General features: G+C 37.3%; 24 protein-coding genes, 1 pseudogene and 1 other annotated feature. Of the genes and pseudogenes, 20 read left to right on the top strand and 5 right to left on the bottom strand.

Annotated features, from left to right (window positions below; all coding sequences use genetic code 11):
* From F8162_RS09625 to pyrE, 17 genes are all read left to right on the top strand, one after another.
* Positions 1 to 264: a YggT family protein gene (locus tag F8162_RS09625; protein WP_064474975.1), complete on the top strand. Its 264-nt coding sequence runs from the start codon at positions 1 to 3 to the stop codon at positions 262 to 264.
* A gap of 15 nt (positions 265 to 279) precedes the next feature.
* Positions 280 to 1,047 carry an RNA-binding protein gene (locus F8162_RS09620; protein WP_151632714.1) on the top strand — a complete coding sequence of 256 codons (768 nt, stop codon included), beginning with the start codon at positions 280 to 282 and terminating at the stop codon, positions 1,045 to 1,047.
* Between the two features lie 89 nt (positions 1,048 to 1,136).
* Positions 1,137 to 1,643: a septum site-determining protein DivIVA gene (divIVA, locus tag F8162_RS09615; protein WP_001131611.1), complete on the top strand. Its 507-nt coding sequence runs from the start codon at positions 1,137 to 1,139 to the stop codon at positions 1,641 to 1,643.
* 51 nt (positions 1,644 to 1,694) lie between these two features.
* Positions 1,695 to 1,919, top strand: a binding site (T-box leader).
* A 71-nt stretch (positions 1,920 to 1,990) separates the two neighbouring features.
* The gene (gene ileS2, locus F8162_RS09610; protein WP_151632712.1) at positions 1,991 to 4,756 is read left to right on the top strand and encodes an isoleucine--tRNA ligase; all 2,766 of its coding nucleotides are present in this window, start codon (positions 1,991 to 1,993) and stop codon (positions 4,754 to 4,756) included.
* A gap of 156 nt (positions 4,757 to 4,912) precedes the next feature.
* The gene (locus F8162_RS09605; RefSeq protein ID WP_151632710.1) at positions 4,913 to 5,242 is read left to right on the top strand and encodes a molecular chaperone DnaK; all 330 of its coding nucleotides are present in this window, start codon (positions 4,913 to 4,915) and stop codon (positions 5,240 to 5,242) included.
* 124 nt (positions 5,243 to 5,366) lie between these two features.
* Positions 5,367 to 5,825 (top strand): lipoprotein signal peptidase LspA, encoded by a 459-nt coding sequence (lspA, locus tag F8162_RS09600; protein ID WP_000642186.1) that lies wholly within the window; start codon positions 5,367 to 5,369, stop codon positions 5,823 to 5,825.
* A gap of 4 nt (positions 5,826 to 5,829) precedes the next feature.
* Positions 5,830 to 6,738, top strand: coding sequence for an RluA family pseudouridine synthase (locus F8162_RS09595; protein ID WP_151632708.1), 909 nt, complete (start codon positions 5,830 to 5,832; stop codon positions 6,736 to 6,738).
* Positions 6,739 to 6,941: 203 nt separating this feature from the next.
* On the top strand, positions 6,942 to 7,484 hold the full coding sequence (gene pyrR, locus F8162_RS09590) for a bifunctional pyrimidine operon transcriptional regulator/uracil phosphoribosyltransferase (protein WP_001156490.1): 543 nt from the start codon (positions 6,942 to 6,944) through the stop codon (positions 7,482 to 7,484).
* A gap of 146 nt (positions 7,485 to 7,630) precedes the next feature.
* Positions 7,631 to 8,914 (top strand): uracil permease, encoded by a 1,284-nt coding sequence (gene uraA, locus F8162_RS09585; RefSeq protein ID WP_151632706.1) that lies wholly within the window; start codon positions 7,631 to 7,633, stop codon positions 8,912 to 8,914.
* Between the two features lie 148 nt (positions 8,915 to 9,062).
* Positions 9,063 to 9,977 carry an aspartate carbamoyltransferase gene (pyrB, locus tag F8162_RS09580; RefSeq protein ID WP_151632704.1) on the top strand — a complete coding sequence of 305 codons (915 nt, stop codon included), beginning with the start codon at positions 9,063 to 9,065 and terminating at the stop codon, positions 9,975 to 9,977.
* Positions 9,961 to 11,247 carry a dihydroorotase gene (gene pyrC / locus F8162_RS09575; protein ID WP_098758245.1) on the top strand — a complete coding sequence of 429 codons (1,287 nt, stop codon included), beginning with the start codon at positions 9,961 to 9,963 and terminating at the stop codon, positions 11,245 to 11,247. The genes pyrB and pyrC overlap by 17 nt, the downstream gene beginning before the upstream one ends.
* Entirely contained in the window at positions 11,244 to 12,341 is a 1,098-nt protein-coding gene (locus tag F8162_RS09570; RefSeq protein ID WP_151632702.1) for a carbamoyl phosphate synthase small subunit, read from the top strand. Before pyrC ends, F8162_RS09570 begins: the two co-directional genes overlap by 4 nt.
* Entirely contained in the window at positions 12,326 to 15,544 is a 3,219-nt protein-coding gene (gene carB, locus F8162_RS09565) for a carbamoyl-phosphate synthase large subunit (RefSeq protein WP_151632700.1), read from the top strand. Before F8162_RS09570 ends, carB begins: the two co-directional genes overlap by 16 nt.
* Positions 15,541 to 16,320 (top strand): dihydroorotate oxidase B electron transfer subunit, encoded by a 780-nt coding sequence (pyrK, locus tag F8162_RS09560; protein WP_151632698.1) that lies wholly within the window; start codon positions 15,541 to 15,543, stop codon positions 16,318 to 16,320. The genes carB and pyrK overlap by 4 nt, the downstream gene beginning before the upstream one ends.
* Positions 16,317 to 17,246: a dihydroorotate oxidase B catalytic subunit gene (gene pyrD / locus F8162_RS09555; RefSeq protein WP_098989993.1), complete on the top strand. Its 930-nt coding sequence runs from the start codon at positions 16,317 to 16,319 to the stop codon at positions 17,244 to 17,246. Before pyrK ends, pyrD begins: the two co-directional genes overlap by 4 nt.
* Positions 17,231 to 17,947 carry an orotidine-5'-phosphate decarboxylase gene (pyrF, locus tag F8162_RS09550; RefSeq protein ID WP_151632696.1) on the top strand — a complete coding sequence of 239 codons (717 nt, stop codon included), beginning with the start codon at positions 17,231 to 17,233 and terminating at the stop codon, positions 17,945 to 17,947. The genes pyrD and pyrF overlap by 16 nt, the downstream gene beginning before the upstream one ends.
* Positions 17,944 to 18,576 carry an orotate phosphoribosyltransferase gene (pyrE, locus tag F8162_RS09545; protein ID WP_063260442.1) on the top strand — a complete coding sequence of 211 codons (633 nt, stop codon included), beginning with the start codon at positions 17,944 to 17,946 and terminating at the stop codon, positions 18,574 to 18,576. Before pyrF ends, pyrE begins: the two co-directional genes overlap by 4 nt.
* Positions 18,577 to 18,690: 114 nt before the next feature.
* Here the strand turns inward: pyrE and F8162_RS09540 are convergent, their stop codons facing one another.
* Both F8162_RS09540 and F8162_RS09535 read right to left on the bottom strand, forming a co-directional pair.
* On the bottom strand, positions 18,691 to 18,945 hold the full coding sequence (locus F8162_RS09540; protein WP_151632694.1) for a YbeF family protein: 255 nt from the start codon (positions 18,943 to 18,945) through the stop codon (positions 18,691 to 18,693).
* Positions 18,946 to 19,110: 165 nt separating this feature from the next.
* Positions 19,111 to 20,496 carry a hypothetical protein gene (locus F8162_RS09535; protein ID WP_151632692.1) on the bottom strand — a complete coding sequence of 462 codons (1,386 nt, stop codon included), beginning with the start codon at positions 20,494 to 20,496 and terminating at the stop codon, positions 19,111 to 19,113.
* Positions 20,497 to 20,662: 166 nt separating this feature from the next.
* Here F8162_RS09535 and F8162_RS09530 point away from each other — a divergent pair, with 166 nt between their 5' ends.
* Complete coding sequence (locus F8162_RS09530) at positions 20,663 to 21,028, top strand: YoqO family protein (RefSeq protein WP_151632690.1); 366 nt, start codon at positions 20,663 to 20,665, stop codon at positions 21,026 to 21,028.
* 15 nt (positions 21,029 to 21,043) lie between these two features.
* Positions 21,044 to 21,412, top strand: a complete 369-nt coding sequence (locus tag F8162_RS09525; protein ID WP_151632688.1) for a YoqO family protein — start codon at positions 21,044 to 21,046, stop codon at positions 21,410 to 21,412.
* 32 nt (positions 21,413 to 21,444) lie between these two features.
* Here F8162_RS09525 and F8162_RS09520 read toward each other — a convergent pair.
* Together F8162_RS09520 and F8162_RS09515 are read right to left on the bottom strand one after the other, a co-directional pair.
* A pseudogene (locus tag F8162_RS09520) lies at positions 21,445 to 21,969 on the bottom strand (DinB family protein).
* Between the two features lie 85 nt (positions 21,970 to 22,054).
* A complete protein-coding gene (locus F8162_RS09515; protein ID WP_151632686.1) occupies positions 22,055 to 23,125 on the bottom strand; it encodes a M24 family metallopeptidase in 1,071 nt (356 codons plus the stop codon).
* Between the two features lie 440 nt (positions 23,126 to 23,565).
* On the opposite strand from F8162_RS09515, the gene F8162_RS09510 reads away from it, so the two are divergent.
* Positions 23,566 to 24,729 carry a lysozyme inhibitor LprI family protein gene (locus F8162_RS09510; protein ID WP_151632684.1) on the top strand — a complete coding sequence of 388 codons (1,164 nt, stop codon included), beginning with the start codon at positions 23,566 to 23,568 and terminating at the stop codon, positions 24,727 to 24,729.
* A 49-nt stretch (positions 24,730 to 24,778) separates the two neighbouring features.
* On the opposite strand, the gene F8162_RS09505 is transcribed toward F8162_RS09510, so the two are convergent.
* The gene (locus tag F8162_RS09505; protein WP_151632682.1) at positions 24,779 to 26,488 is read right to left on the bottom strand and encodes an NFACT family protein; all 1,710 of its coding nucleotides are present in this window, start codon (positions 26,486 to 26,488) and stop codon (positions 24,779 to 24,781) included.
* Between the last annotated feature and the right edge of the window lie 40 nt (positions 26,489 to 26,528).

Raw genomic sequence — 26,528 nt, 5'->3', positions numbered from 1 at the left:
ATGGAAACAGTTTTAAGGCTTTTAGTTTATGCTATCGAGATTTACTCGTGGGCACTTATTATTTACATTCTCCTATCATGGTTCCCAGGTGCAAAGGAATCAACTTTCGGAGATATTCTTGCGCGTATTTGTGAACCGTATTTAGAACCATTTCGCAGATTTATTCCGCCGCTTGGTATGATTGATATCTCTCCGCTCGTTGCGATTTTCACGTTAAAGCTTGCTACGAATGGTTTAATAAGTATATTCAACTATTTCTTATAGTAAGAGGTTAAATAAATGAGCATCTATGAACATTTCAGACCCGATGAAGAGGTCTTTGTGGATAAGGTGTTAGAGTGGAAGCAAGCAGCGGAGTACCATCAAGTGAAGTTAACAGACTTCCTTGACCCAAGACAACAACAAATTGTCACTATGGTAATAGGACAAGGGGATGTTACTGTACAATTTGATGGTGCAACGCCTCATGCAGAGCGTAAGAGAGCACTCATTTATCCGGACTATCTAGTAGTGAATGAAGAGGAATTTCAAGTAGAAGTATTGGAAATTGACTATCCTTCCAAGTTTTATACACTAGAACATAGGCAAATATTAGGTACATTTATGTCTCTTGGTTTAACGAGAGAAAAATGTGGTGATATTTTGCTTCAAGAAGATCGTGCCCAAATTGTAGTTGCCAAAGAAGTTGTATCTTATATTGAGATGAACTTACAATCTATAGGGAAAGTGAAAGTTTCCTTATCATCAGTGCAAGGAGAGAAAATTCTACAGATGCAAGAAACGTGGGGAGAGAAATCTGGAACGGCTTCTTCACTTCGTTTAGATGTTATGTTAGCTGAAATGTTACATATATCCAGACAAAAAGTACAACCTTTCATAAAAAATGGTTTAGTAAAAGTGAATTGGAAAACAGTGGAGCAAACTTCTTATGAATGTTATCCGGGAGATGTTTTTTCAGTGAGAGGATATGGACGAAGTAAATTGTTTTCTGTAGAAGGTAGAACAAAGCGCGACAAATGGAGAATTTTGTATGGTATACTAAAATGATTGGTTTTTTAGAAGGAAATTCTCCTATTTTGTCGAAGAAAAGATATAATTGAAAGAGGAAATTTAGATAACTACTTGGAGGTGGCGTTGTGCCGTTAACACCATTAGATATTCATAACAAAGAATTTGGTCGCGGATTCCGTGGCTATGATGAAGATCAAGTAAATGAGTTTCTTGATCAAATTATCAAAGATTATGAATTAGTCATTCGTGAGAAAAAAGCTTTAGAAGAAAAAGTTGCTCAATTAGAAGGGAAGTTAGATCATTTCTCTAATATTGAAGATACGTTAAACAAATCTATCGTCGTTGCACAAGAAGCAGCGGAAGAAGTAAAACGTAATGCGCAAAAAGAAGCAAAATTAATCGTACGTGAAGCTGAAAAGAATGCAGACCGTATTATTAACGAAGCGTTAGTAAAATCAAGAAAAGTTGCTTTTGATATTGAAGAGCTAAAGAAACAAGCGAAAGTATTCCGCACTCGTTTCCGTATGTTATTAGAAACACAGCTTGAAATGTTAAACAACGATGATTGGGATAAACTAATTGAGTTAGAAGACGAAGTAGATGAACTGTTGAAAAAAGAAGAAACAGTGTAAGCTTGACGTTTTTCTCATTATTACATATAATTTTAAACAACATATTTATTAAGAAAAACGAAGATAGGGATAAGTACCTTTTTCATACCTTATATAGCGAACTGAGGATGGTGTAAGCTCAGGATAAGGAGATAATGGGAATATCACCCTGGAGTTCCGCGCTGAACAAATAGAGTAAGCGTAGGCGTATATTCGCGTTAAGAATATAAAGAGGATTGTATACATATGTATAGGATCTACTAGGGTGGTACCGCGGGAGACTTTCTCGTCCCTTTTTGGGATGAGAAGGTCTCTTTTTTATTCCGTTTTTTAAGTGTTTCTTTTATACATGTAAGGAGGAATTGAGCATGGAGTACAAAAATACATTACTAATGCCAAAAACAGAGTTCCCAATGCGTGGGAATTTACCAAAACGTGAGCCTGCAATGCAAGAACAGTGGGCTGAAATGAATATTTATGAAAAGGTACAAGAACATACGAAAGGTCGTCCTTTATTTGTACTGCATGATGGACCTCCATATGCGAATGGTGACATTCATATGGGACATGCATTAAATAAAGTGTTAAAAGACTTTATTGTTCGTTATAAATCAATGACTGGTTACTGCGCACCATATGTACCGGGTTGGGATACACACGGTTTACCAATTGAGCAAGCTTTAACAAATAAAGGTGTAAAGCGTAAAGAAATGACAGTTGCTGAGTTCCGTAAGTTATGTGCAGAGTATGCATATGAACAAGTAGAACGTCAACGTGAACAATTTAAGCGTTTAGGTGTACGTGCAGATTGGGATAACCCATATATTACTTTAGAGCCGGCTTATGAAGCACAACAAATCAAAGTGTTTGGTGATATGGCGAAAAAAGGTTATATCTATAAAGGACAAAAACCAGTTTACTGGTCTCCAACGAGTGAATCAGCTTTAGCAGAAGCTGAAATTGAATACCAAGATAAAAAATCAGCATCTATTTACGTAGCATTCCCTGTAAAAGACGGAAAGAACGTATTAGAAGGTGATGAGAAATTCATTATCTGGACAACAACACCTTGGACGTTACCTGCAAACTTAGGTATTTCTGTTCACCCAGAACTTGAATACGCTATTGTAAAAATAAATGATGAAAAATATATTATTGCTTCTGAACTATTTGAGACGGTTGCAAAAACGTTAGAGTGGGAAAATGCTGAAGTTGTGAAAACGGTAAAAGGTAGCGAACTTGAGTACACAGTTGCAAAACATCCATTCTACGATCGTGATTCATTAGTTATGCTAGGAGATCACGTAACAACAGATGCAGGTACAGGTTGTGTTCATACAGCACCAGGACATGGGGAAGATGACTTCGTTGTTGGTAAAAAGTATGGATTAGAAGTACTTTGCCCAGTTGATGATAAAGGTGTATTAACAAATGAAGCACCTGGATTTGAAGGCTTATTCTATGATAAAGCTAACAAGCCAATTACAGAAAAATTAGAAGAAGTAGGCGCGTTACTGAAACTAACATTCATTACCCATTCATACCCACATGATTGGAGAACGAAAAAACCAATTATTTTCCGTGCGACAGCACAGTGGTTTGCATCTATTGAAGCGTTCCGTAAAGAATTATTAGAAGCTGTTGCGGAAACAAAATGGGTACCAGCATGGGGAGAAACTCGTCTTCATAATATGGTTCGTGACCGTGGTGACTGGTGTATTTCTCGTCAGCGTGCATGGGGTGTACCAATCCCTGTATTCTATGCAGAGAATGGTGATCCAATTATTACAGATGAAACAATTAACCATGTAGCAGAGTTATTCCGTGAGCACGGTTCTAACGTATGGTTCGAGCGTGAAGCGAAAGATCTATTACCAGAAGGATTTACACATACAGGTAGCCCAAATGGTGAATTCCGTAAAGAAACAGACATCATGGATGTATGGTTCGATTCAGGTTCTTCTCACCAAGCGGTATTAGAAGAGCGCGAAGACTTACAACGTCCAGCAGATTTATATTTAGAAGGATCTGACCAGTATCGTGGTTGGTTTAACTCTTCATTATCAACAGCAGTTGCTGTAACAGGTAAAGCTCCATATAAAGGTGTACTAAGCCATGGTTTCGTATTAGATGGTGAAGGACGTAAAATGAGTAAGTCGATTGGAAACATCATCGTACCGAAGAAAATTATGGATCAATTAGGTGGAGATATTTTACGCTTATGGGTATCTTCTGTTGACTATCAATCTGACGTGCGTATTTCAGATGATATTTTAAAACAAGTAGCAGAAGTGTATCGTAAAATCCGTAACACATTCCGTTTCTTATTAGGGAACTTAGATGACTTTAAGCCAAGTGAAAATACAGTAGCTGTAGCTGAACTTCGTGAAGTAGATCGTTACATGTTAGTGAAATTAAATGACTTAATTAAAAAAGTAAAAGAAGCATATGAAACATACGACTTCGCTGCTGTGTATCATGCAATTCATAACTTCTGTACAATTGATTTAAGTTCATTCTACTTAGACTTTGCAAAAGACATTTTATACATTGAAGGTGCAAACCATGAAGATCGTCGTGCAATTCAAACTGTATTATATGATGTTCTTGTTGCATTGACGAAACTTGTAACACCAATCTTACCGCATACGGCTGATGAAGTATGGCCATACGTTCCAGGTGTAACAGAAGAAAGTGTACAATTAACTAATATGCCAGAAGCTGTACAATTAGATGGTGCGGAAGAATTAAAAACAAAATGGGATGCATTTATGACGCTGCGTGATGACGTATTAAAAGCGTTAGAGGTAGCTCGTAATGAGAAAGTAATCGGTAAGTCATTAAATGCAAGTATTACGTTATATCCAACTGCAGAAATGAAAGCTATGTTAGAGTCTATTAGCGAAGACTTAAAGCAATTATTCATCGTTTCTGAGTATAAACTTGGTGGCATGATGGAAGAAGCGCCAGCAGGTGCACCGAAGTATGAGCATACAGCCGTTGTTGTTGCTCAAGCAACTGGTGAAACATGTGAACGTTGTTGGGTAGTTTCAGAAACAATTGGTAAAGATGCTGAACATGAAACACTATGTGAGCGTTGTGCAACAGTTGTTAAAGAAAACTACGTAAAATAATAAAAAACTGACTGTGCGTAAGTGCAGTCAGTTTTTTTATTGACGATATATTGAAATAACTTTCACTCTCTTTCCTATGAAGGAAAAATGTGTGTGAGGTAAGCATAGAAATTTCGGACACACTAATCGTACATTGCAACTGGGAGGAATGTACACGTGAATGAAATATATATGGAAATTAAAGAAGAATTGCAATTGATGCGAAAGGAGTTACAAGAGAGGCTAGCTAAAGAGGTTATGCACAAATATGATACAGAGTTTAGCGAAGAGCTTGGATATGAAATGAAGGAAGAGATAAAGAAAAAACTCCTATTACATGATATAAAAGAGGACTTAAAAGATGTAGAACGTGCATTATTTAAAATGGAAATAGATATGTATGGTATTTGTGAGGAAACGGGGAGAGCAATTTCGGTAAAACAAATGAAGACGATGCCGACTGCCCGTACCATTCATGAATTTTTCTATGAAATAGTAAATGTATGAATGCGCACAACGATATTATATTACCTTTTTTTAATTTATTTTATTCTTCTATAAAGGTTCATTGTGAAAAGGTTGCAGCTATGCTAAAATTTTGAGGTACACTGTCTTTGTGGGGGAAATGAAAATGATATATTATGTAATAGCGTTATTTGTCATTGCCATCGATCAAATATCGAAATGGCTAATTGTAAAGAACATGGAATTGGGTACGAGCATTCCGATTATCGATAATGTATTATACATAACATCACATCGAAATAGAGGAGCTGCCTGGGGGATTTTAGAAAATAAAATGTGGTTCTTCTACATTATTACAGTCGTTTTTGTAGTATTTATCGTAATTTATATGCAAAAATATGCGAAAACAGACAAACTTCTAGGGATTTCATTAGGTCTAATATTAGGCGGAGCAATTGGTAATTTCATTGATCGTGTATTTAGACAAGAAGTAGTGGATTTCATTCACGTGTATATTTTCTCGTACAACTATCCAGTATTCAATATAGCTGATTCAGCATTATGTATTGGTGTTGTATTAATTATTATTCAAACATTATTAGAAGGAAAGAAAACGAAGGAGTAATTGAATGAGTGAAGTAGTACAAGTAACAGTTGCAGAAGAACAAAAAAGCGAGCGAATTGATAAATTCGTTGCAGAAATAAACAGTGAATGGTCACGTTCACAAGTACAACAATGGATTAAAGATGATGTTGTTACAGTTAATGGGAAATCGGTAAAAGTGAATTATAAAGTGAAAGAAAATGATGAAATTACCGTAACGATTCCTGATCCAGAAGAGTTAGATATTCAAGCAGAAGATATGAGCTTAGAAATTTATTATGAAGATGCAGATGTACTCGTTGTAAATAAGCCACGTGGTATGGTTGTACATCCAGCTCCAGGGCATACAAGCGGTACGCTTGTAAACGGACTTATGCACCATTGTACAGATCTGTCAGGTATTAACGGTGTAATGCGTCCTGGTATTGTGCATCGTATTGATAAAGATACATCTGGACTATTAATGGTTGCTAAAAATGATGTGGCGCATGAGTCACTTGTAAATCAACTTGTAGCAAAAACAGTAACAAGACGTTACAAAGCGATTGTACACGGTGTGATTCCGCATGATAAAGGAACGATCGATGCGCCAATTGGTCGCGATAAGAAAGAACGTCAAAGCATGACAGTGGATGAAAATGGTAAGAATGCTGTTACGCACTTCCAAGTGTTAGAACGCTTTAAAGATTTTACACTTGTAGAATGTCGCTTAGAAACGGGACGTACGCACCAAATTCGTGTTCATATGAAATATATTGGCTATCCACTTGCAGGAGATCCGAAGTATGGTCCGAAGAAAACATTAGACATAAATGGACAAGCACTGCACGCAGGTATTTTAGGGTTTGACCATCCTCGTACTGGTGAATATATTCAGTTTGAGGCACCGATTCCAGAAGTGTTTGAAGATGCATTAAATATTTTACGGAAATAGTATTGACAAATCATAAGAAAACTGAGATACTGACAACAGTTAAATAATGATCCTTTAACACAGCCCCGTGAGGTTGAGAAGGTAACGGTTTGAAATACATAGGGTATGCTGTACCCTTTTTTCAAAAGTCCTCTCGCACACGCTGAGAGGACTTTTTTTATACCATTACTCTCACGCAAGAAAAAAGCTTGGAGGTGTAGAGCATGCAAGAGAAAGCTGTCGTTTTAGATGACCAAATGATTCGCCGCGCTTTAACACGAATTAGTCATGAAATCGTGGAACGAAATAAAGGTGTCGATAATTGTGTTCTTGTCGGAATTAAAACTCGTGGAATTTTTATTGCACAACGTTTGGCAGAACGAATTGGTCAAATTGAAGGAAAAGAAATGGAAGTTGGAGAGCTAGATATTACGTTATATCGTGATGATCTAACACTACAATCGAAAAATGAAGAACCACTTGTAAAAGGTTCTGATATCCCTGTAGATATTACGAAGAAAAAGGTTATCCTTGTGGATGATGTATTATATACAGGAAGAACAGTTCGAGCAGCAATGGATGCTCTTATGGATTTAGGTAGACCATCACAAATCCAACTGGCAGTTCTTGTTGATAGAGGTCATCGTGAATTACCAATTCGCGCTGATTATGTAGGAAAGAACATTCCAACATCAAGTGAAGAGCGTATCGAAGTTGATTTGCAAGAGACAGATCAACAAGATCGAGTAAGCATATACGATAAGTAAAGCCCTTTTAAATGTAGTCCTGTGAGGCTGCCAAAGGGTCTTGGCTTTCATATGTCAAATTTGGCATACGAAAGTGTAGGACTCTTTGTGCACAGGCACAAAGAGTTTTTTTATTGCAAAGATTTAAACTGAAGGAGGATGTAACAATGGAACAAAAGCCAGTGTTAGACGTTAATGAAGTACCGAAACCGGGAAAATGGTTATTTTTAAGTATACAACATTTGTTCGCGATGTTTGGATCAACAGTGCTTGTTCCGTTTTTAACAGGATTGAATCCGTCAGTAGCATTAATATCAAGTGGATTAGGAACGCTAGCGTTTCTTCTTATAACGAAAGGTCAAGTACCTGCCTATCTAGGATCATCATTCGCCTTTATCGCACCGATTATAACAGCGAAAACAGCAGGTGGACCTGGAGCAGCAATGCTCGGTGGTCTATTTGCAGGACTTGTGTACATCTTAATCTCACTCGGAATCAAGAAGTCAGGATCAGAGTGGATTATGAAATTACTTCCGCCAATCGTAGTTGGTCCAGTCGTAATGGTAATCGGTCTAGCTTTAGCACATACAGCAGTTAACATGGCGATGAACGGTGCGGATGGCAAGTATAGCTTTACACACTTTTCAGTAGCATTAGTAACATTAGCAATTACAATTATCTGCTCTATATTTGGAAGGGGATTTTTCAGTATCATACCAGTGTTACTGGGCATTATCGGCGGATATATCTTCGCTTACTTCCAAGGGCTAGTAAACTTAAAGCCGGTAGCTGAGGCAAAATGGTTTGTTGTACCAGATTTCACAGTACCATTTGTAACATATACTCCGGAGTTTTCGTGGAAGATTGTACTCTTGATGGTACCAGTTGCACTAGTAACAATTTCAGAGCATATCGGACATCAAATTGTACTTGGAAATGTTATTAAAAGAGATTTAATTGAAAAACCAGGTTTACATCGCTCAATCTTCGGTGATGGAGTAGCAACATTAATTGCATCACTAATCGGTGGACCGCCGAATACAACATATGGTGAAAATATCGGTGTGCTAGCAATTACGAGAGCTTACAGCGTATACTTATTCATCGGATCAGCAGTATTCGCAATCATGTTTGGATTTATCGGTAAGATTTCCGCGCTGATCCACTCCATACCAACACCAGTTATGGGTGGTGTATCAATCTTACTATTCGGTGTAATCGCATCAAGCGGATTACGCATGATGGTAGATGAAAAAACAGACCTAAGTGACAAACGAAACTTAATGATTGCATCAGTAATACTAGTAATCGGTATTGGTGGAGCGGTACTTCAAGTAGGAGAATCGTTCCAAGTAGAGGGAATGGCACTAGCAGCAATTGTAGGTGTACTATTAAATCTACTACTACCAGAAACGAAACAAATAAAACAATCTAAGCAGATTGCTTCATAATAATAACCTTTTAATTCAGTCCTGTGAGACCGGAAAGGGTGGCTTCTTCCTTGCACCCTAGTCTTACATGACTAGGGTATTTTTATACAAAAGTTGTTATAAAAATACAAAAGTGGTAACATAAAAATCAGAAAGATGAGGGATGACGATGAGCCATTTGTTAACGATGAGTGAATTATCGGAAGTAGAAATTTCAGAAATCCTACAAGACGCAGAAGATTTCGCGAATGGAAAAGAGAGCAAAACGACAGAGCAAACTTTTGTTGCGAACTTGTTCTTTGAGAATAGTACGAGAACGAGATTTAGCTTTGAAGTTGCTGAGAAGAGATTAGGACTTGAGGTTTTAAACTTTTCAGCGGATGCATCTAGCGTACAAAAAGGAGAAACTTTATACGATACGATAAGAACACTAGAATCAATCGGAACAAAAGCGGTGATCGTCCGCCATGAGCAAGATCGCTACTTCGATGAACTAAAAGATCAGGTGAATATCCCAATCTTAAACGCTGGAGATGGATGTGGAAACCACCCAACGCAGTGCCTACTCGATCTTCTTACAATTAAACAAGAGTTTGGAAGATTTGAAGGATTAAAGATTGCGATAGTAGGAGATGTTCGTCATAGCCGAGTAGCACGTTCTAATGCAGAAGCATTAACGAAACTGGGTGCAACAATTTACTTTGCAAGTCCAGAAGAGTGGAAAGATGAAGACAGCACATTTGGAACATACAAACCATTAGATGAACTTGTTCCAGAAGTGGATGTAATGATGTTACTTCGTGTACAACATGAGCGTCATGATCATTATGAATCAGACATTATGAAAGAGTATCATGAGAAACACGGATTAACAGTGGAAAGAGAAAAGCGTATGAAAGAAGGAAGCATTATTATGCATCCAGCTCCTGTAAACCGTGATGTTGAAATTGCAAGTGAACTTGTTGAGTGTGAGCGTTCACGCATATTTAAACAAATGGAAAATGGAGTTTACGTAAGAATGGCTGTACTAAAACGCGCCTTACCAAATGTATTAGGAGGAATGAAACATGAATTACTTGTTTAAAAATGGTCGTTATATGAATGAAGAAGGAAAAATCGTAGCAACAGATCTTCTCGTACAAGACGGTAAAATCGCTAAGGTAGCAGAAAATATTACGGCAGATAATGCTGAAGTAATCGATGTGAACGGAAAGTTAATCGCACCTGGATTAGTAGATGTACACGTACATCTTCGTGAACCAGGTGGTGAACATAAAGAAACAATTGAAACAGGTACACTAGCAGCGGCAAAAGGTGGATTCACTACAATTTGTGCCATGCCAAATACACGCCCAGTACCAGATTGCAGAGAACATATGGAAGACTTGCAAAAACGTATTAAAGAAAAAGCGCATGTCAACGTACTACCATACGGAGCAATTACAGTACGCCAAGCTGGTTCTGAAATGACAGATTTCGAAACATTAAAAGAACTTGGAGCATTTGCTTTCACTGATGATGGTGTAGGCGTACAAGATGCTAGCATGATGTTAGCTGCTATGAAGCGTGCAGCGAAATTAAATATGGCAGTAGTTGCGCACTGTGAAGAGAATACTCTTATTAATAAAGGTTGTGTACATGAAGGGAAGTTTTCTGAGAAACACGGATTAAACGGTATCCCATCAGTATGTGAATCTGTACATATTGCAAGGGATATACTGCTTGCTGAAGCGGCAGATTGCCACTATCACGTATGTCACGTGAGTACGAAAGGCTCTGTACGCGTAATTAGAGATGCGAAACGCGCTGGAATTAAAGTAACAGCAGAAGTAACACCTCATCACTTAGTGTTATGTGAAGATGATATCCCATCAGCTGATCCTAACTTTAAAATGAACCCACCGCTTCGTGGAAAAGAAGATCACGCAGCATTAATTGAAGGTTTATTAGATGGAACAATCGATATGATTGCAACTGATCATGCACCGCATACAGCAGAAGAGAAAGCACAAGGAATTGAAAGAGCGCCATTCGGAATTACTGGTTTTGAAACAGCATTCCCGCTTCTATACACAAACCTTGTGAAAAAAGGAATTATTACATTAGAGCAGTTAATTCAATTCTTAACAGAAAAACCAGCTGATACATTCGGCTTAGAAGCAGGTCGCCTGAAAGAAGGTAGAACAGCTGATATTACAATCATTGATTTAGAACAAGAAGAAGAGATTGACCCAACAACATTCTTATCAAAAGGAAAAAATACACCATTCGCAGGTTGGAAATGCCAAGGATGGCCGGTAATGACAATCGTTGGTGGTAAGATCGCATGGCAAAAGGAGAGTGCATTAGTATGAAAAGACAACTTATCTTAGAAGATGGAACAGTATTAATTGGAAAAGGTTTCGGAGGAGAAATTGAAAAGTCAGGTGAGGTTGTATTCACAACAGGAATGACTGGATATCAAGAAACATTATCTGATCCATCATATTGCGGTCAAATCGTAACATTCACGTACCCATTAATCGGAAACTACGGCATCAACCGTGACGATTTTGAATCGATTCACCCATCTGTAAATGGTTTAATCGTAAACGAAATTTGTGATCACCCATCAAACTTCCGTAATGAAATTTCGTTAAATGATTATTTAAAAGAAAGAAATATCCCAGGATTAGCAGGAATTGATACGAGAAAATTAACGAGAAAAATTCGTCAATACGGTACATTACGTGGACGTCTATGTAACATGGATGCAGATGTAGAATACATCGTGAGCCAATTAAAAGCGACAGTATTTACAGATCACGTGAAACGTGTATCAACGAAAGATCCATACCCAAGCCCAGGCCGTGGACACCGAGTTGTACTTGTAGACTTCGGAATGAAACATGGCATTTTACGAGAATTAAATAAACGTGACTGTGATGTAATTGTAGTACCTTACAATACAACAGCAGAAGAGATTTTACGTCTTAGCCCAGATGGAATTATGTTAAGTAACGGACCTGGAGATCCGAAAGATGTACCAGAAGCAATTGAAATGTTAAAAGACATTATCGGTAAAGTTCCTTTATTCGGAATTTGCTTAGGACATCAACTATTCGCTCTAGCATCTGGTGCGAATACAAGTAAGTTAAAATTCGGTCACCGTGGTTTAAACCATCCAGTAAAACATCTTGCAACTGGAAAAGTAGCAATTACATCTCAAAATCATGGTTACGCAGTAGAAGAAGAATCAGTTGGAAATACAGAACTTGAAATTACACATGTCGCTTTAAATGATGGAACAGTAGAAGGTCTTCGTCATACGAAGTTCCCAGCATTTACAGTGCAATACCATCCAGAAGCTTCAGCAGGACCAGAAGATGCAAATGATTTATTCGAAGATTTCTTAGAAATGATTGAAAACTTCAAGAAAGAAGGGGAAGAGTTATGCCAAAACGCCTAGACATTAACACAATTTTAGTAATCGGATCAGGACCAATTGTAATTGGGCAAGCAGCAGAGTTTGACTACTCTGGTACACAAGCTTGTCAATCTCTTAGAGAAGAAGGTTACAAAGTAATCCTTGTTAACTCTAACCCAGCAACAATTATGACAGATACTGCAACAGCAGATAAAGTATATATAGAACCATTAACATTAGAATTCGTAAGCCGTATCATTCGTAAAGAACGTCCAGATGCAATCTTACCAACATTAGGTGGTCAAACAGGTCTAAATATGGCTGTTGAACTTGCGAAATCAGGCATACTTGAAGAGTGCGGAGTTGAAATTTTAGGAACAAAATTATCAGCAATCGAACAAGCGGAAGATCGTGATTTATTCCGTACACTAATGCAGGAATTAAATGAACCAATTCCATCTAGTACCATTATTCATACGCTAGAAGAAGCACATGAATTTGTAAAAGAAATTGGTTATCCAGTTATTGTTCGCCCAGCATTTACAATGGGGGGAACAGGTGGCGGAATCTGTAGTAATGAAGAAGAACTAATTGAAATCGTATCAGGTGGTTTAAAACATAGTCCAGTAACACAATGTTTATTAGAGAAGAGCATTGCTGGTTGTAAGGAAATTGAATATGAAGTAATGCGTGATTCGAATGATAACGCGATTGTAGTATGTAACATGGAAAATATCGATCCAGTTGGGGTTCACACAGGTGATTCCATCGTTGTAGCACCGAGCCAAACATTAAGTGACCGTGAGTATCAAATGTTACGAAACACTTCATTAAGAATTATTCGCGCATTAGGAATTGAAGGTGGATGTAACGTTCAGCTTGCACTTGATCCACATAGCTTCCAATACTATGTAATCGAAGTAAACCCGCGTGTAAGTCGTTCATCTGCACTAGCATCTAAAGCAACTGGATATCCAATTGCGAAATTAGCGGCGAAAATTGCAGTTGGCTTAACATTAGATGAAATTATAAACCCAGTAACACAAAAAACATACGCTTGCTTCGAGCCAGCATTAGACTATGTTGTTTCAAAAATTCCACGTTGGCCATTTGATAAGTTTGAATCAGCAAACAGAACACTTGGTACACAAATGAAGGCAACTGGTGAAGTTATGTCAATCGGACGTAACTTAGAACAATCATTATTAAAAGCGATTCGTTCTTTAGAACTTGGCGTTTATCACTTAGAGTTAGAGCATTTAAAAGAGCTTGATAAAGAGACAATGAAAAAACGCATTATAAAAGCTGATGATGAGCGACTGTTTATTGTAGCAGAAGCAATTCGCCAAGGTGTAACGAAAGAAGAAATCAACAATTGGTGTGAAATGGACTTCTTCTTCTTACAAAAAGTAGAAAATATCGTAAACATGGAACGCGAAGTAAAAGCGAATGTAGGAAATATGGAAGTACTACAAACTGCGAAAGAAATGGGCTTCAGCGATCACTACATTGCAGCAGCTTGGAACAAAACAGAGCGTGAAATTTACGATATGCGTAAAGAAAGCAATATAACTCCTGTTTATAAAATGGTAGATACTTGTGCGGCAGAGTTTGAATCTGCAACGCCATACTACTACAGCACATATGGTGACGAGAATGAATCGGTTAGAACAGATCGTAAGAGTGTTGTCGTACTAGGGTCTGGTCCAATCCGTATCGGTCAAGGAGTTGAGTTTGACTATGCAACAGTTCACTCTGTATGGGCAATTAAAGAAGCTGGATATGAGGCAATTATTGTTAACAACAATCCAGAAACAGTTTCAACAGACTTCAGTATTTCTGACAAATTATACTTTGAACCATTAACAATTGAAGATGTAATGCACATTATCGATTTAGAAAAACCAGAAGGTGTTATCGTTCAGTTCGGTGGACAAACGGCAATTAACTTAGCTGCTAAATTAGAGGCCCACGGTGTGAAAATCTTAGGAACATCACTTGAAGATTTAGACCGCGCAGAAGATCGTGATAAGTTTGAAGCAGCGCTAACACAGCTTGGTATCCCGCAACCAGTTGGTAAAACAGCAACGACTGTAGAGCAAGCAGTAGCAATCGCTGACAAAATTGGTTACCCAGTATTAGTAAGACCATCTTACGTACTAGGTGGACGCGCGATGGAAATCGTATATCGTCAAGAAGAACTGCTGCACTACATGAAAAATGCAGTTAAAGTTCACGCTGATCACCCAGTATTAATCGACCGTTACATGGTTGGTAAAGAAATTGAAGTAGATGCAATTTCAGACGGTGAGAATGTATTCATTCCAGGTATTATGGAACATATTGAACGCGCTGGAGTTCACTCTGGTGACTCAATTGGAGTATATCCACCACAAAGCTTATCTGAAAAATTAAAAGAACAAATAATTGAACATACAATTGCACTTGGAAAAGGATTAAACATTGTTGGATTACTAAATATCCAGTTTGTAGTATTCGAAGATCAAGTGTACGTAATTGAAGTAAATCCACGCGCGAGCCGTACAGTACCGTTCTTAAGTAAAATTACAGGTGTACCAATGGCGAACGTTGCAACGAAAGTTATTTTAGGGCAAGACCTAGTAGAGCAAGGATATGGAACGGGTTATCACCCAGAAGAGAAAGAAGTGTATGTAAAAGCACCGGTATTCTCATTTGCGAAGCTACGTTCAGTTGATACAACATTAGGACCTGAAATGAAATCAACAGGGGAAGTAATGGGTAAAGACTTAACACTTGAAAAAGCATTATACAAAGGGTTAGTTGCTTCAGGAATTAACATCCCAACGCACGGATCAGTAATCATCACTGTAGCGGATAAAGATAAAGAAGAAGCAATGGAAATTGCAAAACGTTTCCATGAAATCGGCTATAACTTATTAGCAACAGCTGGAACAGCACAATCGTTAGCAGAGCAAAACATTCCAGTGCAAGTTGTAAATAAAATTGATTCTGAAGAATACAACTTACTTGATATTATCCGTCAAGGAAAAGCACAGTTTGTAATCAATACATTAACAAAAGGCAAACAACCAGCGCGTGATGGTTTCCGCATTCGCCGTGAATCAGTAGAAAATGGTGTGGCTTGCTTAACATCACTTGATACAACGAGAGCAATCTTACGAGTACTAGAATCTATGACATTCTCAGCTCATTCAATGAAAGAAATTACGCAAACGAAGCGTCACGAGGTGGTACATGCATGATGCAAAAGCAAAATATGATCGTCGTTAACCAAAAAGAAATCGCAAAAAACATTTACGAATTAGTGCTTCAAGGGGATCTAGTGCAGCAAATGAACGATCCAGGGCAGTTTGTACACATTAAGGTAGCAGAGGGCATTACGCCCCTTCTGCGCCGCCCAATTAGTATTTGTAATGTCGATCAAGACAAGAACGAATTTACAATGCTATATCGTGCGGAAGGACAAGGAACAAAAACATTAGCGAAAAGAAAACAAGGCGAACTTGTAGATGTGTTAGGCCCACTTGGACATGGTTTTCCTGTAGAAGAAGCAGAAGCTGGACAAACGGCTCTATTAGTTGGAGGGGGAATTGGTGTACCACCACTATATGAATTGTCACAGCGTCTTGTAGCAAAGGGAGTACGCGTTATTCACATCTTAGGTTTCCAAACGAAAGATGTTGTCTTCTATGAAGAGAAATTCGCAGAGCTTGGTGATACGTATGTTGCAACAGTTGATGGTACGCATGGTACAGAAGGCTTTGTAACAGATGTAATTGATAGCTATGGAATCGACTTTGACATTCTATACTCATGTGGACCTTTAGCGATGCTTCGTGCATTAGAAGGACGCTATAAAGAGAGAAAAGCCTACATTTCATTAGAAGAGCGTATGGGCTGTGGCATTGGAGCATGTTTCGCCTGTGTATGCCATTTACAAGTAGATCCGAGTGGACATTCTTACAAGAAGGTGTGTAGCGACGGACCAGTATTTCCAATCGGGGAGGTTGTACTATGAACAGATTGCAAGTTGAATTACCAGGGTTATCATTAAAAAATCCAATCATCCCAGCATCTGGTTGCTTCGGATTTGGTCGTGAGTATGCACAGTTCTATGATTTAAGTGTACTTGGATCAATTATGATTAAAGCGACAACAGAACAGCCTCGTTACGGAAACCCAACACCTCGTGTTGCGGAAACACCAGGCGGAATGCTAAATGCAATCGGGCTTCAAAATCCTGGATTAGAAAAGGTAATGAATTCTGAATTACCTTTTCTCGAGCAATTTGATCTTCCGATTATTGCAAATGTTGCAGGCTCACAAGCTGAGGATTACGTAGCGGTTGCAAAGGAAATTTCTAAAGCGCCTAATGTCCATGCACTAGAATTAAATATTTCTTGTCCGAACGTAAAAACAGGTGGTATCGCCTTTGGTACAAATCCTGAAATTGCTGCTGATTTAACGAAGCGAGTAAAAGAGGTTTCTGAAGTACCTGTATACGTGAAGTTGTCACCGAACGTGGCAAACATTGTGGAAATTGCAAAAGCGATTGAAAATGCAGGTGCAGATGGTTTAACGATGATTAATACATTGCTTGGTATGCGTCTAGATTTAAAAACAGCTAAACCAATTTTAGCAAACCGTACAGGCGGATTATCAGGTCCTGCGATTAAGCCAGTAGCGATTCGTATGGTACATGAAGTAAGCCAAGCGGTTAACATTCCAATTATCGGAATGGGTGGCATTGAAACAGCGGAGGATGTAATTGAATTCTTCTATGCAGGCGCAAGCGCAGTTGCAGTAGGTACAGCGAACTTTATCGATCCGTTCGTATGTCCGACAATTATTGAAGAGTTACCAGCATTACTAGATGAATTAGGATTTGATCACATTTCGGAATGTCAAGGAAGGAGCTGGAAGCAAATATGTCACAGTCGTTAATTGTTGCACTAGATTTTCCGGGGAAACAAGATGTAGAACAATTCTTGCGCCACTTTGAAGGGGAAGAGTTATTTGTCAAAGTTGGTATGGAGTTATTCTACAAAGAAGGCCCTGCGATTATTACGTACTTAAAAGAAAAAGGACATAAGATTTTTCTAGATTTAAAACTTCATGATATTCCGAATACAGTAAAAAGCGCTATGCGTAGCCTAGCTAGTCTAGATGTTGATATGGTAAATGTTCATGCTGCTGGGGGAAGCAGTATGATGAAAGCTGCGATTGAGGGATTAGAGGAAGGTAAGCAAGAAGGAAAAGAGAGACCGATTTGTATTGCAGTTACACAACTAACAAGCACTTCGGAAGCTATGATGAAAAAAGAGATCGGCATTGAGAAAACGTTAGAAGAAGCGGTTGCTCATTATGCAAAACTAACGAAAGAAAGTGGACTTGATGGCGTTGTTTGTTCAACGCTTGAAGTTCCAAAATTACGTGAAGTATGCGGAAACGCATTTGTAACAGTAACACCGGGGATTCGTCTTGCAAGCGATGATGTAAATGACCAGGTGCGCGTAGCAACACCGAAACGTGCGAGGGAACTTGGCTCAAGCTATATCGTAGTTGGACGTAGTATTACAAAAGCAGAAAATCCGCTTGAAGCGTATAAAACAGTAAAACAACAGTGGGAAGGTGTAACAGTATGAAAAAAGAAATCGCATCGCATTTATTAGAAATTGGAGCAGTGTTTTTACAACCGAATGATCCATTCACTTGGTCTTCAGGTATGAAATCACCAATTTATTGTGATAACCGTTTAACTTTATCTTATCCAAAAGTACGTCAAGCGATTGCAGCTGGATTAGAAGAGTTAATTAAAGAGCACTTCCCAACTGTAGAAGTTATTGCAGGAACAGCAACTGCTGGTATTGCGCACGCTGCATGGGTAAGCGATCGTATGGATTTACCAATGTGCTACGTACGTAGTAAAGCAAAAGGTCACGGTAAAGGGAACCAAATCGAAGGAAAAGCTGAAAAAGGTCAAAAAGTAGTAGTAGTAGAGGACCTAATTTCAACTGGCGGTAGTGCAATTACATGTGTAGAAGCACTTCGCGAAGCTGGCTGTGAAGTATTAGGAATCGTATCAATCTTCACATACGAGCTAGAAGCAGGAAAAGAAAAACTAGAATCAGCTAACGTAGCATCATACTCTTTAAGCGACTACAGTGCGTTAACTGAAGTAGCGGCAGAAAAAGGTATGATTGGACAAGCTGAAACGAAAAAATTACAAGAGTGGCGTAAAAATCCAGCAAACGAAGCTTGGATCACAGCGTAACACGAAAAAAGACGACCGCGGGGGAACGCGGTCGTCTTTTATATTATTATTAAAATTTTATGTGAAGTTCCATCAATATCAAAGAAAATCATATACCAATTTCCTTGCTAATAACTATTTAGCGTTTTCCACAACTTCATATCCTCGTACAAACAATAGCGTCATATAAGAAATAATAAATGAGAAGATACTGTACATGCCAACCCAAAAGAAAAATTTTGGAGTAAAGGCGATAACACCTATTATTAAAAAACTAGCAAACGTTACAATCGGCATTACGTAATACGTTTTCGTCTTGCGTGTTCCAATAACAGAAACGATAAAGATAAGTAATGGACAAATTAATAAGACGAAAATCAATTCATTCATAGTTATGTCCCCTTTTCTAATGGAAGTAATCTGTTTCTCGTAAACGTTTTAAAATAAATACTCTCTTAATATAACTTCGCTAACATATACATAATCCCTTTTGAAAGTCCGTAATAAATGATTGATTTCACAATAAAAAAATAAGCAAGAGAACACTTGCTTACTTTATAGAATAAACATCGCAACGATGGTGGTGACAATTAAACCAATTACAACTGGTAAAAAGTTTCTGCGTGCAAGTTCAAATGGATCTACTTTACAAATGGCAGCGGCAGGAATAAGCGCCCAAGGAATTAAAGTCCCGCCTCCGGTCCAGATTGCAGCAATTTGCCCAAGTGCTGTTAATGTAGCTGTTCCATGCCCAAGTGCTGTTCCGAAAAGATTGGCAATTGAACCAGCAAGTGATATACCAGAAAAGCCAGATCCATCTAACCCTGTTATGACACCAACGATAGTTAATGTTCCTGCTGATACATATTGGTTTAAAGGAACAGTTTGAGATAAGGCGATTCCTAAGTCGTTAATGATTCCGTGTGAACCTTTCGGTAAATAGTCCCCGATAATTTTTACAAAGCCGCTATCTCCTAAATAAAAGAGTGCAGCAATTGGGATAACTGGACCAAAGATTTTAAATCCAAATTGGAGCCCTTCTATAAAATAATCGGTCGTTTTATTTAGTCCATTACCTTTGTAGGCTATAAGGGAAATGATGATAATCATAATAACAGTCGTCCCGCCGATAAGTGCAGTTGCATCGCTTCCTTGTAGTTTAAATTGAATCATGCAAAGGATATCGATGGCATATACGATCGGAATGCAAATAGCGAGCCATTTTTTTATCCGAGGAGATAATGAAGTGAGCGTTTTAGAAGACGCAGTTGATGGGATAGATTCTTGTATAGATAAGCCTGTATGAAATTCTTTTCGTAAGAAGAAAAATGCGACGGAAGTTGTCACAATGCCCATAACGATAACGAGCGGAACACTGGCAGAAACAACGCTGGAAACAGGAAGACCAGCAGCATCCGCTGTTAATTTCGGTGCACCTTGAATAACGAAGTCCCCAGATAAGGCGATGCCGTGCCCGAATAAGTTCATAGCAATGGCAACTCCAATTGGCGGAAGACCGACGCGTACAGCGACGGGTAATAAAATAGCTCCCATTAAGGCGACAGCTGGAGAAGGCCAAAAGAAGAAAGAAATAGTCATCATTAAAAGGCCGATAATCCAGTAGGCGAGGGTAGGGGTACGAATCATCTTTGTAAATGGTGAAATCATCGTATCATTTATGCCAGTATGAACGAGTAGATTGCTCATTGATACGATAATGGAGATGATTAATATAGTTGGTAATAGCTCAGTAATAGCGTAAATGAAACTTTGAAAAATACCGCTAACGGCAAGAGGGATAGAACTTGTAGCGGTTAATGCCAATAAAAAGATAAAAACGATACAAATAATCGTCGTATCTTTCCGGAGAATAAAAAAGGTAATAATAGTGAGTAAACAAAGAATATAGAGAGCATGTAATAGCGTTAATTCAACTCCCATAGCATTCACATCCTTTAGGCATTCGTGTAGTTTATTGTATGAAAGCAGTAAATGTATGTGAGTATAGGAAAAAGAAAAAAGTAAAATTTCATGTACTGTAATGGTAAGAACGATAAATGGATGTTACAATACAATTAATCCTAAAAATGGAATTTAAGGAGGGCTTATGCGCAAAAAAATTGGGTTTTGGGGATTCATCCTCTCTTGTAGTCTATTAATCATTTTAAATATGTTTACAAGCAATGAATGGATCAGTATCATACCTGTTTTCGGATTTGTTTTTGTACTGCTATATAACTGGGATGATATGAAACAATATAGTAAGAAAAGTATCGGAATTATGATAGGTACTATTGTTGTTTGCTCATTTTTCGTAGGGTTTATTTTAATAGAAGGGCAGAAGAAAATGGAGAAAATGTCTATTTTTCAAGAATGGATGTCGTCTGCAAAAGGTCTTTATATTGTCATTGTAGTAGTTATTTTTCTAAAAATTGTTATAAGCATAGCAAGTTACATATTAAAGGGAAAGTAGAATGGGTGAGTATGAATGAGAGAGAAAATAGGGTATTATGGTGTGCTCGTTTGTTTACTATTATCAGTTATTTCAGGACAATTTCTTAAAAGTGACTGGATACCGATTATATTATGTATAGGAGTATTGATTTTTGCACCTATGTATCGTTGGAATGAATGGAAAGCGTATAGCCGAAAAAAGAAAATTGTTTTCAGCATCGAGTTTGTCATTATAATTAGTACAATTCCATTTTTGTTATTGAAAGGAAATGAGATAATAGATGGAATTGTAATGTTTCAAGGGTGGTTATTTATTGCGAAATTGCTATATTTAATATGTATAGTAATTTCGGTAGCGGTAATCGCTAAAAAAGTAAACAAAAAGTTATTCGTTAATGAATAAAAGAAAATGCCACCTTATTCGGTGGCATTTTCTCATTTTACTGAATGAGCTTTTTGCATCTTTTTAACTAAACGAATTTGTCCGCGATGATTGATTTCATCTTCAAATACGTGAAACCACTTAAAATAGTTATTTGCTGGTTTGTCATACCAAAAGTCTGTCGTTTTAAATAGCCATTCATCAGGTAACGATTGAAAAGTCTCGATCGTTTTGGAACGTACTTCTTGTAATGTATTTATGTAAAAAATCTATAGAGTTTCCTTTTATTTTCTCGCGTCCAAGATCTCCTAACTCAATAGTAGGTAACCACCGTTCTAACTCAGCTTCCATTGGTTCACGGTCTTTAAAAGTATGAATTTGGTAGTAAAATTCAATAGCGGCCATATGGTACAATAACATGCAATTGAATTTGCTTCTTCATCATATAAATAATCAAGTTCTTCAATGGTTAAACCTTCCACCGCTTGCATTGTTGTATAGCGAGCGTAATTCATCATGGAAACAAGTTTGGAAAATTCAGGATGTAAACCATCTATCTTGTCGATTACAAAGTTCAATTAAAATTCTCCCTCTTTAAACGATTACTCCAGAGAAAGAATTCTATGTGTAGAGAAAAACTCCTTTTAAAAAAAGGTCATGATTTTAACAAGGAATAACAATTAGTTCTCGATTTGATTTCGTAATCACTTCATATCCGTCTTTTGTAATGACGATATCATCTTCAATTCTACAACCACCCCAGTTTGGTATGTAAATACCAGGTTCAACGGTAACAACCATACCTTCTTCTAAAGTAGCCTTACTTTCTTGGGATAGGCGAAGAGGTTCATGTATTTCTAACCCAAGACCATGACCGGTAGAGTGTCCAAAAAATTGACCGTATCCATGTTCTGTAATGTAATCTCTCGTTATATCATCGATACTTTTCGCAGTTTCTCCAGGCTTAATCGCTTCAGTCCCACGTTTTAACGCTTCTTGTACAACATTGTATATTTTTTTGAATTCTTCTGATGGTTCCCCGATTGCTACAGTACGAGTTATATCAGAACAATATCCATCATAAAGTGCACCGAAATCTAATGTAACGACGTCGCCTCGTTCGATTATTTTATTTGATGCAACTCCATGAGGAAGAGAAGAACGAACGCCAGAAGCTACAATGATTTGAAATGAAGAGGATGTAGCCCCTTTTTTTCGCATGAAAAATTCTAACTCATCTCGTACATCATTTTCACTTATTCCCGGTTTTAAAAACGTAAGGATGTGGTGAAATGCTTCGTCCGCGATATGAGCTGCGATTTTCATTGTTTCTATTTCAGGCGTGTCTTTAATAATACGAATATTTTCGATGATTTCGCAAACTTGAACCATTTCCGCATGTACGTATTTTTGTAAGTTTTTATATTGTTGCAATGTGATGTTATTTTCTTCAATTCCAAGCTTTTGAATGTTTAATTTCGATACTTGATGTGCAATTTCTTTTTCTAAATTTCCTTTATGCATAATAATTTCAGCATCTTTTATTTGTGATTTCGCTTGATCTACATAGCGAAAATCAGTTATAAAAACAGCCTTATCCGCAGAGAGTAAGACGACGCCAGCACTACCTGTAAAGCCTGTTGCATATTGGCGGTTTTCTTTTTTTGTAATAAGCAATCCGTCAATTTCGTAGTTTTGTAGTTGATTTTGGATTTTATTAATTTTTAAAGTCATGTTAATTCCCCCTATTCACAGTATTGAATAAAGCAAATACCGTGCCAAAAAAATATTTTTAGAGAAAAAATAGCAGAAGTTGCATATATTTTAGGTAGGCAGGCAATTTTGCCCGCTATTTGTGGGTGGTGGGCTGCTCGTGAAATACAGATTATTTCAATTATCAGTGAGAGAATGAGAAAAATATCGATCCAAATTTCACTTTCTACACAAGGTGTCAAAAAATTTATACAAATTAGAAATAGCACTGTCAATTTTTTGACAATATGGAAGAAAAGGATAAGAGATTTTTTAGTATATATTTTGAAAGTATGTCCTTTGTTTTAATGTAAAATCAAATATATAAATATACGGTTGTTGTTGATATAATAGGTAATTGTTGGATTTCTCTCGAAAATAGGGAAACGTAACGAATATGAAGGAATAAGGATTGTGAGTACATGAAGAAAATAAGTAAAGTAATGTCATTTTGCCTGGTGGCTAGTATGCTAGTTGTAGCAGGTTGTGAAAAAAGTGAAAACAAAGTTCAAGTAAATGAAACGATTGAACAGCTTGATGAAGCGCCAGAAGTGACAGAAAAAGAAGCGAAAAAGATTGTAAAAAAGAGTGTAGATGCAATAGCAAATGCATTTAGTGAGATGGAAAAAGAAAATGGATGGAGCCGAAATAATCCTGGAGATTTAGGTACAGCTAAAAAAGGCGTTAAGGGGCTAGTTTCAGATAAGTTTGTGGAGAAGGAGCTTCCAGGATTGCTTGATACATTTAATAGATCAAGGGAAACTGATATGTTACCATTTCCGATTCATATTGAGCCGGACGTGAGGACAACTTATTCACAGAAAAATGATGTTTTAAAGATTGAGACGCTTACTCTTGCAAATGATATGGGGAATGAAGCAGAGATGTGGGAATTTATTTTCGTATATACCGATGGAAAATGGTTAATGGATAGATGGTCATCAAATACGTCAGTAGATTTAAAGTTAACTAAAGAAGAAGCTAAAGAACTTCTTAGAGTACAAGGTTTCAAGAATGTCTCTTTTGTTAGAGAAGAGAATAGGGGAAATAAAAAATATGTTTTTAAAGAAAGTAACGGAGTAGTTGCTGTCGACGCCAAAAACTCTGTTATTACTCACAATGTAGATGATGAAGAGCAAGAAAAGGTTACGAAAAAAGATTTTGTTCAAGAGCAAGAAACAGTTAAAGGGAATGATTCTAGTATGTCTACTAGTTCAAAAAAAGAAACGTCATCAGCAATAGATAAAACTAAGGTTTTAAATGAGTTAGCTGCTTTAGAAAACCAAGAAAAACATACAAATGTTACGTCAACAAATGACATAGTAAATGAAATAGAAGGAAATTATCAACTGTGGGATAATAAACTAAATGAACTCTACAGTACATTGAAAAATACGATGTCAGCTGATGCGTTTCAGTCGTTGAAAACAAAACAAGTTGCATGGATTAAAGAAAAGGAAAGTAAGGTAAAAGCCATTGCTAAGGATGAAAATAATGGGACGATGAAATATATTGAAGCTGCTGAGGAAAAATATAAGATGACAAAAGCAAGGTGTTATGAATTAGTAAATGGGTATATGAACTAGTGAGAACGAATAAAAAAATGCGTTGCTTATAAGCAACGCATTTTTTTATTTATGCTTTTAATTTCATTACCGTATCAGCATCTGGTGTTACATATACAGTTTGCTGATTGTCGTACGTAACAAAACCAAGTTTTGCACCACTCGGTTTTTTGACATGGCGTATTTTGGTGAAATCTACAGGAACAGAACTAGAATCTTTTGCTTTACTGAAATAGGCAGCGATTTTAGCAGCTTCTAACACAGTTTCTTCGGTAGGTTCAAGAGAACGAATGACAACATGAGACCCAGGGATATCTTTCGTATGTAACCAAATTTCATCACGACGGGCAAACTTCGTTGTTAAATAATCATTTTGCTTGTTGTTTTTACCGACGAAAATTTCTGTTCCGTCACTAGCTAAATATTTGTCCAATACTGGTTTAGTAGGCTTTTTCTTTGCGTTTTTCGTTTTACGATTGCGCATATAACCTTCTTCAGCTAATTCTTCACGAATTTCTTCAATATCTTTTGAAGAAGCAGCTTCCATTTGTTGAAGTAAGCTATCAAAATATAGAATTTCTTCATTTGTTTTTTCGATTTGTTCTTCTACAACAACAACTGAATTTTTCGCTTTTTGGTACTTTTGGAAATAGCGTTGCGCATTGTCAGATGGTGTTTTTAAAGGATCTAATGTAATTTTTACAGTTCCGCCATTTTCGTCGTAATAGTTAACGACTTCAATATCTTTATCCCCTTTTTTCAAAGCGTACATGTTAGCTGTAAGTAGTTCTCCAAATAGTTGATATTTATCTGCTTTTCCGGCATCTTGTAATGTTTTTTCTAGTTTAATGAGTTTCTTCTCATTTTTATTTTTTTCGTTTTGCATAAAGCGCTCTAAATCATAAGCTTGTTGTTTTACACGATCGCGCTCTGCTTTTCCGAAAAAGAAACGGTCTAGCAATTCACTAACAGATGAGAATGTCTTGTCTTCTCCTTGCAAGTGTGCAAGAGGGAAAAGATAAAAGAATTCTTTCCCATTTGAAGTAGTCATTGTTGGTGAGTACGTATGAGTTAGTAATGGTTTTTGTATGGAGAAAAATGCGTCCGCTAATGCTTTTTCATTTACCATACCTGCTTTTTTCACTACTTCTTTTGCGAATAACGGTGATATTCCCGTAAAGGTGCCGACAAGCTGTTTATCCATGTTTCCAGATAGAAAGTCTAGCGGTCTAATAAATTCATCATTTGTTTCAATCTGAAGTGGGTTAATTTTATGTTGTGCTGGTGGTGCAACATATTCTGCTCCAGCGTATACAGTTCGATGGCGGTTTACTGCTAAAGAAACGTGTTTTAAGCTATCTAAAATATTGTTTGTTTTTGTGTCTACCAAAATGATATTACTATGTCGTCCCATTATTTCAATTACTAATGTTTTTAGCGATTCGTCACCAATTTCATTTCTGCTGCGAACTGTAATTTGAATAATACGCTCTAAATCAATTTGTTCAATTTTTTCAATGAAACCACCTTCTAGATGCTTGCGGAGAAGCATACAAAACATTGGCGGAAGTGAAGGTGAATCGTAATTTTGATTTGTTAAGTGTAAACGTGCATATGTCGGATGAGCGGAAAGAATTAGTTTTTGATTTTTTCCGTTTGCTCGAATATGTAATAAAATCTCGTATTTTGAAGGTTGGTATATCTTAGAAACTCTTCCTGTATAAAGAGAATTTGCAATTTCATGTGTAATTGCTCTTGTAAATAATCCATCGAATGCCATAAATGAACACTGCTACTAAAAATATAGACAAATGTATATT

The organism is Bacillus sp. CH140a_4T, assembly GCF_008923725.1.
Taxonomy (GTDB): domain Bacteria; phylum Bacillota; class Bacilli; order Bacillales; family Bacillaceae_G; genus Bacillus_A.
Note: the sequence above shows the minus strand (reverse complement) of the source record. Positions and strands in the feature narration are given on the sequence as shown.

Bases quoted from the DNA above. Each gene is read 5' to 3' on its own strand.
- F8162_RS09510 (WP_151632684.1), top strand. From the start codon at position 23,566: ATGAAGAAAATAAGTAAAGTAATGTCATTTTGCCTGGTGGCTAGTATG.
- pyrE (WP_063260442.1), top strand. From the start codon at position 17,944: ATGAAAAAAGAAATCGCATCGCATTTATTAGAAATTGGAGCAGTGTTT.
- F8162_RS09505 (WP_151632682.1), bottom strand. From the start codon at position 26,488: ATGGCATTCGATGGATTATTTACAAGAGCAATTACACATGAAATTGCA.
- lspA (WP_000642186.1), top strand. From the start codon at position 5,367: ATGATATATTATGTAATAGCGTTATTTGTCATTGCCATCGATCAAATA.
- F8162_RS09570 (WP_151632702.1), top strand. From the start codon at position 11,244: ATGAAAAGACAACTTATCTTAGAAGATGGAACAGTATTAATTGGAAAA.
- ileS2 (WP_151632712.1), top strand. From the start codon at position 1,991: ATGGAGTACAAAAATACATTACTAATGCCAAAAACAGAGTTCCCAATG.
- pyrC (WP_098758245.1), top strand. From the start codon at position 9,961: ATGAATTACTTGTTTAAAAATGGTCGTTATATGAATGAAGAAGGAAAA.
- F8162_RS09620 (WP_151632714.1), top strand. From the start codon at position 280: ATGAGCATCTATGAACATTTCAGACCCGATGAAGAGGTCTTTGTGGAT.
- F8162_RS09625 (WP_064474975.1), top strand. From the start codon at position 1: ATGGAAACAGTTTTAAGGCTTTTAGTTTATGCTATCGAGATTTACTCG.
- pyrK (WP_151632698.1), top strand. From the start codon at position 15,541: ATGATGCAAAAGCAAAATATGATCGTCGTTAACCAAAAAGAAATCGCA.
- uraA (WP_151632706.1), top strand. From the start codon at position 7,631: ATGGAACAAAAGCCAGTGTTAGACGTTAATGAAGTACCGAAACCGGGA.
- F8162_RS09515 (WP_151632686.1), bottom strand. From the start codon at position 23,125: ATGACTTTAAAAATTAATAAAATCCAAAATCAACTACAAAACTACGAA.
- pyrB (WP_151632704.1), top strand. From the start codon at position 9,063: ATGAGCCATTTGTTAACGATGAGTGAATTATCGGAAGTAGAAATTTCA.
- F8162_RS09530 (WP_151632690.1), top strand. From the start codon at position 20,663: ATGCGCAAAAAAATTGGGTTTTGGGGATTCATCCTCTCTTGTAGTCTA.
- F8162_RS09525 (WP_151632688.1), top strand. From the start codon at position 21,044: ATGAGAGAGAAAATAGGGTATTATGGTGTGCTCGTTTGTTTACTATTA.
- F8162_RS09595 (WP_151632708.1), top strand. From the start codon at position 5,830: ATGAGTGAAGTAGTACAAGTAACAGTTGCAGAAGAACAAAAAAGCGAG.
- F8162_RS09540 (WP_151632694.1), bottom strand. From the start codon at position 18,945: ATGAATGAATTGATTTTCGTCTTATTAATTTGTCCATTACTTATCTTT.
- pyrF (WP_151632696.1), top strand. From the start codon at position 17,231: ATGTCACAGTCGTTAATTGTTGCACTAGATTTTCCGGGGAAACAAGAT.
- F8162_RS09535 (WP_151632692.1), bottom strand. From the start codon at position 20,496: ATGGGAGTTGAATTAACGCTATTACATGCTCTCTATATTCTTTGTTTA.
- carB (WP_151632700.1), top strand. From the start codon at position 12,326: ATGCCAAAACGCCTAGACATTAACACAATTTTAGTAATCGGATCAGGA.
- pyrR (WP_001156490.1), top strand. From the start codon at position 6,942: ATGCAAGAGAAAGCTGTCGTTTTAGATGACCAAATGATTCGCCGCGCT.
- pyrD (WP_098989993.1), top strand. From the start codon at position 16,317: ATGAACAGATTGCAAGTTGAATTACCAGGGTTATCATTAAAAAATCCA.